16 protein-coding genes and 1 tRNA gene are annotated in these 14,261 nt (G+C 56.5%); 11 read left to right on the top strand and 6 right to left on the bottom strand.

Translation table 11 applies throughout. The features are described 5' to 3' along the window. Positions 1-44 precede the first annotated feature (44 nt). Positions 45-980: a DUF2726 domain-containing protein gene (locus B9P63_RS10790; protein WP_085308634.1), complete on the top strand. Its 936-nt coding sequence runs from the start codon at positions 45-47 to the stop codon at positions 978-980. 6 nt (positions 981-986) lie between these two features. On the opposite strand, the gene fabD is transcribed toward B9P63_RS10790, so the two are convergent. Further along, positions 987-1,916: an ACP S-malonyltransferase gene (gene fabD / locus B9P63_RS10785; RefSeq protein ID WP_085308632.1), complete on the bottom strand. Its 930-nt coding sequence runs from the start codon at positions 1,914-1,916 to the stop codon at positions 987-989. 190 nt (positions 1,917-2,106) lie between these two features. Between fabD and B9P63_RS10780 the strand changes: the two genes are divergently transcribed. Beyond that, positions 2,107-3,303: a cytochrome b/b6 domain-containing protein gene (locus B9P63_RS10780; protein WP_085308630.1), complete on the top strand. Its 1,197-nt coding sequence runs from the start codon at positions 2,107-2,109 to the stop codon at positions 3,301-3,303. 75 nt (positions 3,304-3,378) lie between these two features. On the opposite strand, the gene B9P63_RS10775 is transcribed toward B9P63_RS10780, so the two are convergent. Next, positions 3,379-3,951, bottom strand: a complete 573-nt coding sequence (locus B9P63_RS10775) for a YceI family protein (RefSeq protein WP_085308628.1) — start codon at positions 3,949-3,951, stop codon at positions 3,379-3,381. Positions 3,952-4,084: 133 nt separating this feature from the next. After that, entirely contained in the window at positions 4,085-4,315 is a 231-nt protein-coding gene (locus B9P63_RS10770) for a hypothetical protein (protein WP_085308626.1), read from the bottom strand. A 243-nt stretch (positions 4,316-4,558) separates the two neighbouring features. Between B9P63_RS10770 and rpsF the strand changes: the two genes are divergently transcribed. From rpsF to B9P63_RS10740, 6 genes are all read left to right on the top strand, one after another. Further along, on the top strand, positions 4,559-4,912 hold the full coding sequence (rpsF, locus tag B9P63_RS10765) for a 30S ribosomal protein S6 (protein ID WP_085308625.1): 354 nt from the start codon (positions 4,559-4,561) through the stop codon (positions 4,910-4,912). A 27-nt stretch (positions 4,913-4,939) separates the two neighbouring features. Beyond that, positions 4,940-5,167 carry a 30S ribosomal protein S18 gene (rpsR, locus tag B9P63_RS10760; RefSeq protein WP_009805008.1) on the top strand — a complete coding sequence of 76 codons (228 nt, stop codon included), beginning with the start codon at positions 4,940-4,942 and terminating at the stop codon, positions 5,165-5,167. A 12-nt stretch (positions 5,168-5,179) separates the two neighbouring features. Next, entirely contained in the window at positions 5,180-5,794 is a 615-nt protein-coding gene (gene rplI, locus B9P63_RS10755; protein ID WP_085308624.1) for a 50S ribosomal protein L9, read from the top strand. A gap of 263 nt (positions 5,795-6,057) precedes the next feature. Continuing rightward, positions 6,058-6,453 carry a helix-turn-helix domain-containing protein gene (locus B9P63_RS10750; RefSeq protein ID WP_085308622.1) on the top strand — a complete coding sequence of 132 codons (396 nt, stop codon included), beginning with the start codon at positions 6,058-6,060 and terminating at the stop codon, positions 6,451-6,453. Positions 6,454-6,549: 96 nt separating this feature from the next. After that, a complete protein-coding gene (locus B9P63_RS10745) occupies positions 6,550-7,251 on the top strand; it encodes an autoinducer binding domain-containing protein (RefSeq protein ID WP_085308620.1) in 702 nt (233 codons plus the stop codon). A 176-nt stretch (positions 7,252-7,427) separates the two neighbouring features. Further along, positions 7,428-8,255, top strand: coding sequence for an acyl-homoserine-lactone synthase (locus tag B9P63_RS10740; RefSeq protein WP_085308618.1), 828 nt, complete (start codon positions 7,428-7,430; stop codon positions 8,253-8,255). Between the two features lie 204 nt (positions 8,256-8,459). Here the strand turns inward: B9P63_RS10740 and tig are convergent, their stop codons facing one another. Both tig and B9P63_RS10730 read right to left on the bottom strand, forming a co-directional pair. Further along, on the bottom strand, positions 8,460-9,800 hold the full coding sequence (gene tig / locus B9P63_RS10735) for a trigger factor (RefSeq protein ID WP_085309199.1): 1,341 nt from the start codon (positions 9,798-9,800) through the stop codon (positions 8,460-8,462). Positions 9,801-9,933: 133 nt separating this feature from the next. Next, positions 9,934-10,018 (bottom strand) — tRNA-Leu (locus tag B9P63_RS10730). A 209-nt stretch (positions 10,019-10,227) separates the two neighbouring features. On the opposite strand from B9P63_RS10730, the gene B9P63_RS10725 reads away from it, so the two are divergent. Next, a complete protein-coding gene (locus B9P63_RS10725; RefSeq protein WP_095533038.1) occupies positions 10,228-10,707 on the top strand; it encodes a Hint domain-containing protein in 480 nt (159 codons plus the stop codon). Here the strand turns inward: B9P63_RS10725 and B9P63_RS10720 are convergent. Further along, complete coding sequence (locus tag B9P63_RS10720; RefSeq protein WP_342743589.1) at positions 10,704-12,287, bottom strand: NAD(P)H-hydrate dehydratase; 1,584 nt, start codon at positions 12,285-12,287, stop codon at positions 10,704-10,706. The two genes, B9P63_RS10725 and B9P63_RS10720, sit on opposite strands and share 4 nt — an antisense overlap. A gap of 150 nt (positions 12,288-12,437) precedes the next feature. Here B9P63_RS10720 and B9P63_RS10715 point away from each other — a divergent pair, with 150 nt between their 5' ends. Both B9P63_RS10715 and glnA read left to right on the top strand, forming a co-directional pair. Beyond that, positions 12,438-12,776 carry a P-II family nitrogen regulator gene (locus B9P63_RS10715; protein ID WP_085308614.1) on the top strand — a complete coding sequence of 113 codons (339 nt, stop codon included), beginning with the start codon at positions 12,438-12,440 and terminating at the stop codon, positions 12,774-12,776. A gap of 39 nt (positions 12,777-12,815) precedes the next feature. Then, positions 12,816-14,222, top strand: coding sequence for a type I glutamate--ammonia ligase (glnA, locus tag B9P63_RS10710; protein ID WP_085308611.1), 1,407 nt, complete (start codon positions 12,816-12,818; stop codon positions 14,220-14,222). The last annotated feature ends 39 nt before the right edge of the window (positions 14,223-14,261 follow it).

Raw genomic sequence — 14,261 nt, 5'->3', positions numbered from 1 at the left:
AAAGTTCCACACACGCAAACGTCAATCAGGATCAAGGCAACAGCATGATAGAGCAGCAAATCACGCAATTCACGCGCAGCTTGAAAAATATGGCCGTAGAATATTCTGATCCCTCGATGATCCTTCAACATATCCCTGTGCTGAAAGACCAGGTTTTCCTGCAACAAAACCCTCAAACCCTGCTTTACGGCCTTGGCGCTATCTTGGCGCTGATCATTGCGAAGCGGCGTTTTTCCAAGTGGCGCAAAGCACGCGTGAAGAACATCGCGCTGGTTATACCACAACCCTATGTCGGTGCCCCCGATCACCCCCACACCGGTGGAGTTGCCCCTGCCAGCTTTGACAAGGCCGCGCCCGAACTGCCCCTTGAGCGCGCACAGGTTGTCGACATAATCCCAGAACTACCCCCGCTCGCTTCCGCGAAAAACGCAGTGCGCGGCCCTGCGCAGCAACTCGAAGACGTGACCGCCATCAGTTTCAAAGCGCGCCCTGCCCTCACCCCTGATGAAGCTCGCATGCGCGTTCTGGTGCAATCGGTCGTGAATGAGGCAGGTGCAGGCTATATGATCATGGCGCGTACCGCGCTTTGTGCGCTGCTCGAACCGGGGGTCGAGGCCGTCGGCCCCGCGCGCGCCAATGCGCTATCCGCTATCACTGGAAAATATGTGGATTTCGGCGTGTTCGATCGTGCCGGTCGTTGCATACTCGCGCTGGACGTGACCGCCGCAAGCCCTGCCATCGGCAACAAGGCAATCGAGCGGGCGGTGATCCTGAGCGCACTCAGTCAGGCAGGCCTGCCCACGATCAAACTATCAAGCGCGGACACGTCCAAGGACATTCGCACCAAGATCGCCGCCTACCTGAAACCTGCAGCGCAAGCGCCACAGGTGCCAGTGGCCAAGCCCTCTCTAACGAGCCGACCGGGTCGCCCCGCACGCCCGATCAGGCCCGCCCACGCCGCTGCAATCGCAGCCGAATAGGCGCGCCTAACGCTCCAGTTTGGCGATATCCTCGGGCGTGCCAACCGCGCTACACGTAATCTCGCGCTCGATGCGCCGGATCATGCCCGAAAGCGCCTTGCCCGCGCCGATTTCCCAGATCACATCTACGCCTTGCGCGCCCATGAAGCCGACGCTCTCGCGCCAGCGCACCGATCCTGTCACCTGCTCGACCAAAAGCGCGCGGATCAGCGCGGGATCGCTCACTGCCTCTGCACGTACGTTGGCCACCAGCGGCACGCTTGGCACATTGATCTGAACCGCATTCAAAGCCTCCGACATCACCCGTGCCGCAGGCTCCATCAAGGCGCAGTGGAACGGCGCGCTAACGGGCAAAAGCATCGCGCGTTTCGCGCCTTTTTCTTTGGCGATCACCAGCGCGCGCTCGACCGCGCCCAAATGACCGGAAACCACCACCTGACTGGGGTCATTGTCGTTGGCCGCTTGGCAGACCTCGCCCTGCGCCGCCTCTTCGGCGACCGCTTTGGCCGTCTCGAAATCAAGGCCGAGCAAAGCCGCCATCGCGCCAACGCCCACTGGCACCGCCTCTTGCATGGCCTGCCCGCGCGTGCGCAGCAGCCGCGCAGTGTCAGAAATGCTCAACGCACCCGCTGCGGCCAGCGCCGAATATTCCCCCAACGAATGCCCCGCCACATAGGCCGCGTCCGTCACCGCAAAACCTTCGGCCTCCAGCGCGCGCATCGCCGCAAGCGAGGTCGCCATCAGCGCAGGTTGCGCGTTGCGGGTCAGCGTCAGATTATCCTGCGCACCCTCCCAGATCAACGTGCTCAGCTTTTCACCAAGCGCTTCGTCCACCTCGTCGAATACCGCTTTCGCCGCCGGATAGGCGTCTGCCAGCGCTTTGCCCATACCGATGGATTGCGCCCCTTGACCGGGGAAAACAAAGGCTTTGGTCATATCGCATCTCCTGATTGCTCTTTGGACAAATCTCTAGCCGCGCACGGCTCTGCTCGCAAGCCTGCCCACGCGCGCGCCGCCCACTTGCTCTGCATATCTGCACAGCCGCTGTTCCAAGATAGGGGCTGCACAGCCCGGCCCCAGCCGCTAGGGTTCAAGCAATCGCACCGCCTGCATTGGAATTGTCCTTATGTCCGCTTTAAATACCCCCCGCAGCTATGGCTCCGTCACAAAGGCCTTCCATTGGCTGACCGTTTTGCTGATCCTCACCGCCATCCCGCTCGGGATCATCGCCAATGGACTGCCCTATGACACCAGTGAGGCACTGGCGTTCAAAGCCTTCCTCTTTTCCATGCACAAGACTGTCGGCGTCACCGCCTTCTTCGTCGCCCTCGCCCGTATCGCATGGGCGATCAGCCAACCCAAACCCGCAGGCTTGCATCCCGAGCGTAAGGCCGAGAGCTTTCTGGCCGAACTGGTGCACTGGCTGCTCTATGGCTCGCTCGTTCTGGTGCCGCTGACCGGCTGGATTCACCATGCCTCCACCGCAGGCTTCGCGCCCATCTGGTGGCCCTTCGGGCAAAACCTGCCAATGGTGCCCAAAAGCGAAGCGCTGGCAGGTCTGACGGCGGGTCTGCATATCGTGTTCGAACGTGTGCTGGTCATTTCGATCGCGCTGCACGTCGTTGGCGCGCTCAAGCATCACTTCATAGACAAGGACGACACGCTGCGCCGTATGTTGCCCGGACGCACAGAGGCGGGCACGCCGCATAAAGCCAACAAACTCGCACCATTCGGCGCCGCGCTTATCGCTTGGGCCGCGGCCATCGCCGTTGGCTCCACACTCGGGCTCTACAAGAGCCACGATGCCAGCGTGGCGCGCGCTGCGCTCGCTGAGGTACAAAGCGAGTGGCAGGTACAAAGCGGCACGCTTGCGCTTTCCATCACGCAATTCGGTTCTCAGGTCACGGGCAGTTTCGAGGATTGGACCGCCGATATCACCTACGCCCCTCGCAACACCGCTGGCTCGCACGGATCGGTGCGTGCAGTGGTCTCGATCGGCTCGCTCACGCTCGGCTCTGTCACAGCGCAGGCGCTGGGCCCCGATTTCTTTGACGCAGCAAACCATGAAACAGCCGTTTTCAGCGCCGAACTGCTCAACGAGCCAGATGGCTACATCGCCGCTGGCACCCTGCGCATTCGCGGTGCCGAGATGCCGGTGTCGATGCCCTTCGATCTCTCTATCGAAGAGAACACGGCGCGCATGTCAGGGCTTTTGTTGCTGGACCGGCGCGACTTCGGGATTGGGGATAATATGCCGGACGAAAGCTCCCTCGCCTTCGAGGTTCGCGTCATGATCGAACTGACGGCTCTGCGCAGCGAATAACCCTATTGAACAAGCGCACATAAAAAAGGCCGCTGGATCACTCCGGCGGCCTTCTTTCTAAAAACTGATGGGTGATTATTCGGCTTTGGCCGCTTCAATCGAAATCATCACTTTCACTTCGTCGCTCACCGCCGGTGCAAATGCACCAAGGTTGAAGTCAGAGCGCATCAAGGATGTCGTCGCATCAAAGCCGGCCCATGCCTTGCCTGCCATCGGATGCTCACCCACTTTGTTCAGAACCGCATCAAGCACGACCGATTTGGTCACGTCGTTGATTGTCAGATCACCGGTGATCAAGGCCGTGTCGTCGCCCGTGACTTCAATGGAGGTCGACGTGAACGAAATCATCTCTTCGTCGCTGGCGTCGAAGAAATCGGGGGACATAAAGTGACCCAAGCGCTGTTCCCAGCCCGTAATCATGGATTTTGCCGGCATAGAGACGTTGACGCTCGAGGCAGCGGGATCTTCCTGATCGAACATGATCTCGCCTTCAAAGCCCGAGAACATGCCGTATGTCGTAGAAAAGCCGATGTGATCGTAAGAGAACACGATCTGGCTGTGGCTCGCGTCGAGCATGTATTTCTCGGGGGCTGCAAAAGCAGATGTGCCTGCAAGGGCGAATGCGGCGGCGAATAGGAAAGATTTCATTTAGCTCACTCCAATTAAATATGAAGCAAGCATGCGGTGTAAAACGCGCGCGGCGCAATCCATTGCCGATCAACATAGCGTGTGCGCCAATGAACATGACGCCTCACGAACCTAGGCGCGCGCGGTAAAGGCCCTAGCGTTTGGACAAAAGCGTCGCGATTGCGATCAAAATCACAAATCCGGTTTGCGCGGTCTTGATCAAAAGCAAATCCGCACCCGCATTCAAACCCGGTGTGATCCAAAGCCCGACGGCAACCAGCACGCAAACGATCCCTAGAAAGCGGCGCAATAACGGGTCGCTGTTGCGCAAACCAGATCCGCGCCGCGATTGCGTTGCCAGCGTATAGGAGGAAATCTCCGACATGGGGCTTACTCACCAAAAATGACATTATACCAAGTCTATCATCACCTGAATTTGCGCTATGAATGTGGCACCTCTTTGACCCTTTCATGCCCCGCTCGCCGCGCCCTTGCCAAGCGCACCTAAGGCCGCTAACAGAGCACAGCTTTCCGCAGGAATTTTTCACTGCGCAGTCTCTCGTGACCATGGGCGCGGAAAGTGCATTGCCCGGTCTTTGAAATGCGCCGATACATGAATGGAGCACACATGCCTTTATATGAGCATGTCATGATTGCGCGGCAGGACTTGTCCAACACGCAAGCCGAAGGTCTTATCGAACATTTTGGCACCGTCCTCGCCGACAACGGCGGCAAACTCGTGGATAGCGAGTATTGGGGTGTCAAGACGATGGCCTACAAGATCAACAAGAACCGCAAGGGCCACTACGCCTTTTTGCGCTCTGATGCACCGGCAAGCGCCGTGCACGAAATGGAGCGTCTGATGCGCCTACATGACGATGTCATGCGCGTTCTGACGATCAAAATGGACGAGCATGCCGAATTGCCCTCCGTTCAAATGCAGAAACGCGAAGAGCGCGGCGAACGCCGTGAGCGTCGCTAATTTAACCTGAAGAAAGGACTCTAAACCATGGCTGCAAAACCATTTTTCCGCCGTCGCAAAGTGTGCCCCTTCTCAGGCGAGAATGCACCAAAGATCGACTATAAAGACACGAAACTGCTTCAGCGCTACATCTCTGAGCGTGGCAAGATCGTGCCGTCCCGTATCACCGCAGTATCCGCGAAAAAGCAGCGTGAATTGGCCCGTGCCATCAAACGCGCCCGCTTCCTCGCCCTGCTGCCCTACGCCGTGAAATAAGGAGAACCTGACATGAAAGTTATCCTTCTTGAGCGCGTCGCGAAACTCGGCCAGATGGGCGATGTTGTTGACGTAAAATCCGGCTACGCACGCAACTTTCTGCTTCCGCAGAACAAAGGCCTGACCGCCTCTGCCGCGAATATCGCCAGCTTTGAAGTGCGTAAAGCGCAGCTGGAGACAAACAACCTGGAAAGCAAGAAAGAAGCCGAAGATATGGCTTCCCGCTTGAACGGCCAGCAGTTTGTCGTGATTCGCCAAGCATCTGACGCGGGCTATCTCTACGGCTCCGTCACCACACGCGATGCAGCCGAAGCGGCAACAGCCGACGGTTTCTCCGTCGATCGCAAGCAGGTCGTCCTGCAAGCTCCGATCAAAGAGCTGGGCCTGCACATGGTCACAGTTCGTTTGCACCCAGAAGTGGATGCAGAGATCGAATTGAACGTTGCGCGTTCTGTTGAAGAAGCAGAGCTTCAGGCCTCCGGCAAGTCCATTCAGGAACTCGCTGCCGAGGAAGAAGCCGCCGCTGATTTCGAAATCGCTGAACTCTTCGACGATCTGGGTTCTGCCGCAATGGATGACGACGATCAGCCATCTGCCGCGTCCGAGCCAGCAACAGACGAATCGTAAACAGCCAATTCATTGCCAACAGGTAATCAATTGAATTGAATAAGGGCCGCATTTAGATATGTGGCCCTTTTTTATTTATGTACAGAGCGATAATCCCAAGCAAATTCCCGCCATTTTTAGGGCTTTCAAACGATTACTCTAGGACACCTTTAACCGTATACATTACGAGCGCTTGCAACCGCTGCATATTAGTGGTCAAATGACGCAATAACAGCCCACGTCAACGGTAAACAACGTGAGGTTTAGTAATCAAGGTGGTACATATGACGAATATCGATGTTTTAATTGGCGCGCGCATCAAAGGGCGCCGTATTGCTTTGAAAATCTCCCAAACGACCTTGGCCGAGGCCGTCGGTGTGCGTTTCCAACAGGTCCAGAAATATGAATCCGGTGCAAACCGCGTCAGCGCGTCCCGTCTTTTGATGATTGCCGAAACGCTTGGTGTTCCGATTTCCTACTTCTTCCAAGGACTTGACCGCGCGGTTGGCGACGACAGCACGCCTCAGGCACCGCGTTCAAACGCGCCGATGAACGCCCTTACCGATGCCCGCGTTGGGGAAATTCTTGCTTTGGTTGAAACCCTTCCGACTGACCAGCAAATGGCTGTCCTTGCGTTTCTGCGCACGCTTTCCAAAACATCCGAACCCGTAACCGTCTAAGCCCGATCGCAAACTGCGCGACACAATCATTGTGTTAACGCCTAAGACGTGAGAGCATGCGTCAGCCGCTTTTTGAGCGCTGGAGCAAGGCTAATCATGGACATTGTCGATCTTGGAGCATTGGAAAAATCGGAAGCGGGGTTCACCTCGTTCCTGACGGATCTATGCGACAAGCTCGAACTGGATTTCGCAACTTACTGCGCCGTAAACACCGTGTCCGATCAGGTCATCGGCTTTTCTACCTACTCTAACGAGTGGAAAGAACACTACGGTGCGCAACGGTTTCAAAATGTGGACCCCACATTGCACCTGCCAATGCGCTCGATTGCACCCGTGGATTGGCAACGCCTGAGCGAACATGAAGACTTCAAGAAAGTCTTTGAACATGCTCGGGATTTCAACATTGCGGAACAAGGACTTAGCATACCGATTCACGGCCCCTACGGTGAGGTCGGATTGATCAGCGTTGCCCGCGATTGCTCTCGTGAGACGTGGGACAAACTGCGCAAGAATGTGATTGGTGAGCTGCAAACCGCTGCTGTTTCGCTACATGATACCGTCATGCAATCGGACACTCTGGGCCATGCGCTGCGCCGTCCTCATCTGTCTTCAAGAGAATGCGAAGTGCTGCAATGGACGGCCGCGGGAAAAAGCCAGATCGATATCGGAGACATCCTGTCGATCTCTTCGCGCACGGTGGAAGTCCACCTTAGATCAGCGCGATCAAAGCTCTGCGCCCTCACGACCCCCCAAGCGGTGGGCCGCGCGATAGCAATGGGCTTCATTTACCCCAAATAGACGCGGCTATAGTCTGCAAAATTTCGCAGCCCCCTGCCAAAAGAAATTCAAATATCTACTTCCCTGGATTTTTACGGCGCGCCCACTCAACTTTTACGTGTATCTACGGGATTCCCCTAATAGCGCTACCGCGTAGAGCCGTTAAGGATGATTTTTGATAAGTGGGGAACGGACAGATGATTATTTCGATAGATGGTATTAATGCTCATCACTTCAGCCAATTGCTTGAACAGACCTATGCCCTGCGTGCCCGGGTATTTCGGGATCGTCTAGGATGGGATGTTGATGTAAACGACGGCCTAGAAACCGATGTCTTCGACACACTTAATCCAACGACACTTGTTAGCATTGATAGCTCGGGCAAAGTCGTAGGCTCGATGCGAATTCTACAGACAACAGGTCCGAATATGCTGGCGGATGTCTTCTCTGCTATTTTGCAAGGCGAACCTGCCCCGCGCAGCCCGTTGATCTGGGAAGCCACACGTCTGTGCGTCGATACCGATCGCCTTAGTGCCACGGGCTGTGCGCGCGCCAAGAATTCAATCAGCTACGTCACCTCCGAGATCATGATCGCGGCCTGTGAATATGCAATGGATGCGGGTGTGACCGATGCGGTTGCCGTGATCGACCCACTCATGAACCGCGTGCTGAAACGTTCCGGCAATGCGCCCTACGACTACCTCGGCGCGCCAACATCTATGGGCAAGGTGACCGCTATGGCCGGACTTCTGGATTGCTCGATCGAGCGCACCGAACGTTTGCGCACACGCTCGGACATCCGCGGCAATGTCTTCCTAAAGGAGCATGAGGCCATCGCGCGCTATGGTGATCAAAGCAAGCAGACCCAAACCCCAAAGGCACTGGAAGCCCTTCGCACCTATTTTCAAGAAATATTGGCAAACGCAGACAACCCACGCGAGCTACGCTCGGCTTTGCGGATGCTTGCGGAGCTTGAGAAAGAAACATCGCTTAAACTGACCGAGGATGCCACCACTCACACGTGATCCCCTCTATCGACATTCACGGTCAGTCGCGCGGATCCGAAATTGACAGCTCGGGTCCGCGCAAATACGTTCATTTTTCCCGCCTGCGCAATGCCGCACACTCAACGCCAGCCTGCGTTCTGTTAGGGTTGCAAAACAAGTGCCCAAAAGAAAAAACCCCACTTCGAAAAGCGGGGTTTTATCCAATTCAAATCAAGGAACGCTTCACTCTTCTTCGAGCGACTCGACTGCCTTTTGCAGCTCGTCCTTGTTGATTTCCTTCTCGGTGACCTGCGCCAGCTCGACAATGTAATCCACGACCTTGTCTTCAAAGATAGGCGCGCGCATCTGCTGCTGCATCTGCTGGTTTTGCTGAACGAATTCAAAGAACTCACGCTCTTGACCGGGGTACTGACGCGCCTGGTTCATCATTGCCTGTGTCATTTCTGCGTCGGTCACTTGAACCTCTGCCTTCTGACCCAGCTCTGCCAATAGAAGACCAAGGCGCACACGGCGCTCGGCCAACTTGTTGTGCTCGTCCGTTGGAACAATTTTGTCGTGGCTGTGATCGTTCGGATCCATATCCTTGTTGTCCTCATGGAACAACTGATGTGCGATCTGATCGGCTTCTGCCGTCACCAAAGACGGGGGCAGATCGAAGGAAACGACGTCGTCCAGCTTGTCGAGCAAGCTGCGCTTCATCACTGCGCGCGCCGCGCCGACATACTCGGCCTCGAGACGCTCTTTGATCTGCTCTTTCAGAGCGTTAAGATCTTCCGCACCGAACTTCGTTGCCAACTCGTCGTTGACCTCGGCCGCGACGGGCTCTTTAACAGCTTTGATCGTGCAGGTGAAAACGGCTTCCTTGCCGGCAAGATGCTCGGCCTGGTAGGGCTCCGGGAACGTAACAGTCACGTCCTTCACTTCGTCTGCTTTCACGCCGACCAGTTGCTCTTCAAAGCCGGGAATGAAAGAGTTGGAGCCAAGAACCAAGGGGTAATCTTCGCCAGCGCCACCGTCGAATGCAACGTCGTCAACCTTGCCGAGGAAATCCATCGTGACCTGATCGCCGTCCTTGGCTTTGGAGCCTTTCTTGCGGTCTTTAAAGTCCTGTGCCGTCTCGGCTAGGTTTGCCAGTGCTTCGTCAACAGAGGCGTCATCGGCCTTTGCCACGAGGCGCTCCAGCTCGATCTTGCTCAGATCGACTTCTGGGATCGCGGGCAATGCTTCATAGGACATCGTGACGTTTACATCGTCGCCCTCTTTCCAGGTCTCGCCGTCAACCATAACGACCTCGGGCTGCATCGCAGGGCGATCGCCTGTGGTCTCGAAATGCTCGGACATTGCGCCGTCTACGGCTTCCTGCATTGCTTCGCCAAGAATCCGCGGGCCAAACTGCTTTTTCAGCAATGGCATCGGGACTTTGCCCTTACGAAAGCCCTTCATTTCGACTTCGGGGCGCGCTTCAAGCAGCTTTTCGTCGACTTTCGCAGCCAGTTCAGCCGCTGGAATGGTGATCGAATAGCCGCGCTTGAGGCCTTCATTAAGTGTTTCGGTGACCTGCATGTCGTCCTTATCCATAGCATAGGGGCCGCAAAGGCGTTCGCGGCGGTCAAAATCAGCGCCTTCCTACTTGGGGGCGCTATAGGGATCAAGGGGATTCGGGAGAGCCGTGACGTTCGCATGAAAACGTCGCTGTTGGTGCGGGTGAAGGGACTCGAACCCCCACGCCTCGCGGCGCCAGAACCTAAATCTGGTGCGTCTACCAGTTCCGCCACACCCGCACTTAAACGCCTCTTAGCAAAGCTCTATCCCCGTGGCGAGAGGAAAATCATGTCTTTACGCAATCTCAAGGCTTTGCTGTCAAAACCACCGCATGCACATTGAAAATCACAAGCCACTAGATTCGCGTGCAAATTGCGGGTACGCTTTGCTCCATAAGGTCGAAAATGACCAACAGAGCAGACATAGGATATCGCTGATGGAGCCGAAAATGGCCCGGCGCGAGAACGGGGTGCAGGCCTCGGAGGACAAGCAAGGTCTGGGGAAATCCCGCCAAGCCGGTCTTTGCGCAGATACGATCATAATGACCATGGACGGAGAATTGCCCGCGCGCGACATCGCGCCCGGTGATCGCATTATTACGCGCGATGCCGGCATGGCCGTGCTCTTGGGGGTGCGCCGCAAACGCCTGCGATGTGACGCTATCCAGATCAAAGCAGGCTCGCTTGGCCATAAACGCCCGCCAGAGGATGTGATCCTGCCTGCGGGTACCCAAATTCTGATCCGCGATTGGCGCGCCCGTGCGCTTTATGCCTCAGCGCAAAAACTGGTTCCGGTCCAGGATTTGCAAGACGGTGAATTCGTCACCCTTTTGCCGGCCCAAGACCTCGACATCGTCGAATTCATCTTTGACACGCCGCATGTGATCTACGCAGGCGGGCTGGAAATAGGATGTCAGACCAACGACTAAGTCGCCTCCAAATGCTGTTTTAGCACCTTTGGCAAAACCTCAGGCAGGTCTTCGGCGATCAAGCCGGGGCCAAAGGCCAACGCGCAATCCACATGTAGATGCGCGCCGGTGCAGGCCGCGTCAAAGGGTGTAAGTCCGCGCGCCAACAGCCCTGTGATGATCCCCGCCAGCACATCGCCCGATCCGGCGGTTGCCAGCCAAGGCGCCGCACGCGCGCCGCTGGCGCTATGCACTGCGCAGCGCCCTGTTTGATCGCCAATCACCGTGTCCACCCCCTTGAGCAAGATCGTACAGCCCGCGCGCTTTGCCGCTGCGCGTACTGCATCTACCTTGGAATAGGCGGGGCCTTGCTCGGCTGGAGCGTTCAAGTCCGCCGCAATATCGGGAAACAGCCGCGTGAATTCACCAAAGTGAGGGGTAAGTACGCAAGTCTCCCCAAGCGCGTCAAAAAGCGCGTGCGGCTCATCTGCAAACGCGCTCAATGCGTCCGCATCCAAAACCACGCGAAGCGGGGCATGGCGTGTTCCAAGTGCGGCCCTTACCAATGCGTGCGCACGGTTAATTCCCAAACCCGGCCCAATGCAAAGCGCACAAATGCGCGCATCGTCTAAGGCAACTTCCAAATCCGCCGCATCCTCGATCCTGATCAACATAAGCGCTGTAATCTGTGCGGCGATTTCGCCCTGTGCACAGTGCGGCGCGCCAAGCGTCACCACCCCTGCCCCGATTCGCAGCGCCGCGCGCGCCGCCAAACGTGCAGCGCCGCTCTTGCCCACGCCGCCGCTCAGCACCAGCGCGGAGCCACTAGAAAATTTATGCCCGCCTTGCACCTTTTCGAGCCGGCGGGCATCCAGCACCACCTCCCGCGCGATTTGCGGATCGCAGGCAAGTGGCGCAAGCCCGATATCCTTGACCACTACATGCCCTGAACCAATCGCCCCGTCGCCCAACACATGCCCCAGCTTGCGCGCATGAAACGTGACGGTGAGATCCGCCCTGATGCAGCCCTCCCTTGGGTTTTCACCTTCAAATCCCAGATATCGCCCACTATCGGCGCACAGCCCGCTGGGCAGGTCGATCGAAACACTCCGCCGCGTTTCAATGCCGCTTTGCAGGGCTGCGACCGGATGAAACGGCCGCGACAATCCGGTGCCGAACAGCGCATCTATCACGACAGATGTCTCTGGGTTTTCTTCGAAATACCTGCCAATCGCCGCGTCATTCAACGGCTTGACCTCTCCCAACGATCGCCAACGCTCAAAGTTAACGCGCGCATCGCGCGGCAATCGCTCAGGCGCACCAAGCAAGAACACATCCACCGTCCAGCCTAGCTCTTTCAGCAAGCGCGCAACGACAAGCCCATCGCCGCCATTGTTGCCCGGACCGCACAGAACCAGCGCATACGCAGGCACCGCACCCATTTCGGGCCATGTCTCAATAATCGCCTCAACAACGCCGCACCCCGCGCGCTCCATCAACTCCAAACCGCTGGCCATCCCGGCGTTTACCACACGCGCTTCGGCCGCGCACATTTGCGCCGCACTCAGCAATCCTAGCGCTGAAATTTCACCGTCTTTCACTTTTGCCTCTTTTTTGCGCATATCGCCCAAATATTATTCACTGCCCTGTGCAGAGCACCCAAAATCGACCACTACGTTAGCCTATCCAATTGTGCCGCCCAAGGGAAAGTGGTCTCACACACTCAAGCAGATCACCGAAAGGATCAGGCCATGAAAAAGATCGAAGCGATCATCAAACCGTTCAAACTCGATGAAGTGAAAGAAGCACTTCAAGACGTGGGCGTTCAAGGCCTGAGTGTGATCGAAGTCAAAGGGTTCGGGCGTCAAAAGGGGCATACCGAACTTTATCGCGGCGCGGAATATGTCGTGGACTTCTTGCCCAAGGTTAAAATCGACGTGGTTCTTGACGACGATCAAGTGGACGCCGCCATCGAGGCAATCGTGAACGCAGCCAAGACCGATAAAATCGGCGACGGCAAGATCTTCGTCAGCCCCGTCGAGCAAGCCATTCGTATCCGCACCGGCGAATCCGGCTCGGACGCGCTGTAAAACACTCCAAAATTCAACAACACCAAGAGGACATCAGGCATGAGTATTGAAGCCGTTCTAAAGCAAATCCGCGACGAAGATATCGCCTATGTCGATATCCGTTTCACCGACACGCGCGGTAAAGTTCAGCACGTCACGGTCGATTGCGATCTCGTTGACGAAGACTTTCTTGAGGAAGGCTTCATGTTTGACGGCTCCTCGATCGCGGGCTGGAAGAGCATCGAAAATTCCGACATGAAGCTGATGCCTGACACGTCGACCACGTATCTTGATCCGTTTTACGCAGAAAAAACCCTCTGCATCCATTGCTCCATCGTTGAGCCGGACACGGGCGAAGCCTATGAGCGCGACCCACGCGGCACGGCGCAAAAGGCCGAGGCCTATCTCAAGTCTTCCGGAATTGGCGATGTGGCTTACATGGGCCCAGAGGCGGAGTTTTTCCTCTTTGACGATGTTCGTTTTTCAAATAAAATCAACAAAGTATCATTCGAAGTTGATGCAACAGACGCTTCTTGGAACTCGGATACAGAGTACGAGATGGGCAACATGGGTCACCGCCCGGGCCTAAAGGGTGGTTACTTCCCAACCAACCCGATCGACGAAGCGCAAGACCTGCGCGGCGAGATGCTCTCGACGATGAAGCGTCTCGGCATGAAGGTGGACAAGCATCACCACGAGGTAGCGTCCTGCCAGCACGAGCTCGGTCTGATCTTTGATAGCCTGACAAAACAGGCGGACGAGCTTCAAAAGTATAAATACGTGATTCACAATGTCGCGCACGCCTACGGCAAATCCGCGACCTTTATGCCCAAGCCGATCTACGGCGACAACGGCACAGGTATGCACGTCAACATGTCGATCTGGAAAGACGGCAAGCCGCTCTTTGCGGGCGACAAATATGCGGACCTCTCGCAAGAGGCGCTGTATTTCATTGGCGGTATCCTGACGCACGCGAAATCGCTCAATGCGTTCACCAACCCCTCCACGAACAGCTACAAGCGTCTGATCCCCGGCTTCGAAGCCCCGGTTCTGCGCGCCTATTCTGCGCGTAACCGCTCTGGCTGCGTTCGCATTCCATGGACGGAAAGCCCCAAAGCCAAGCGCGTCGAAGCTCGTTTCCCTGATCCCTCCGCCAACCCGTATCTGTGCTTTGCCGCGCTTTTGATGGCTGGCCTTGACGGTATCAAGAACAAGATCGATCCGGGCGAAGCGATGGATAAAAACCTCTATGACCTTCCTGCGGAAGAGCTGGCGGACATCCCGACTGTTTGTGGCTCCCTGCGCGAGGCGCTGGACGAGTTGCAGAAAGATATGGATTACCTTCTGGCAGGCGATGTGTTCACCGCAGATCAGATCGAGGGCTATATCGCGCTCAAAATGGAAGAGGTCGAGCTTTACGAGCACACGCCGCATCCTGTTGAGTACGGCATGTATTACTCTTGCTAATTTGAGCAGATATTTAGGAAAAAGGCGCTCTTTGGGGCG

The sequence above is a fragment of the Planktotalea arctica genome, assembly GCF_002105285.1.
Lineage (GTDB): Bacteria > Pseudomonadota > Alphaproteobacteria > Rhodobacterales > Rhodobacteraceae > Planktotalea > Planktotalea arctica.
Note: the sequence above shows the minus strand (reverse complement) of the source record. Positions and strands in the feature narration are given on the sequence as shown.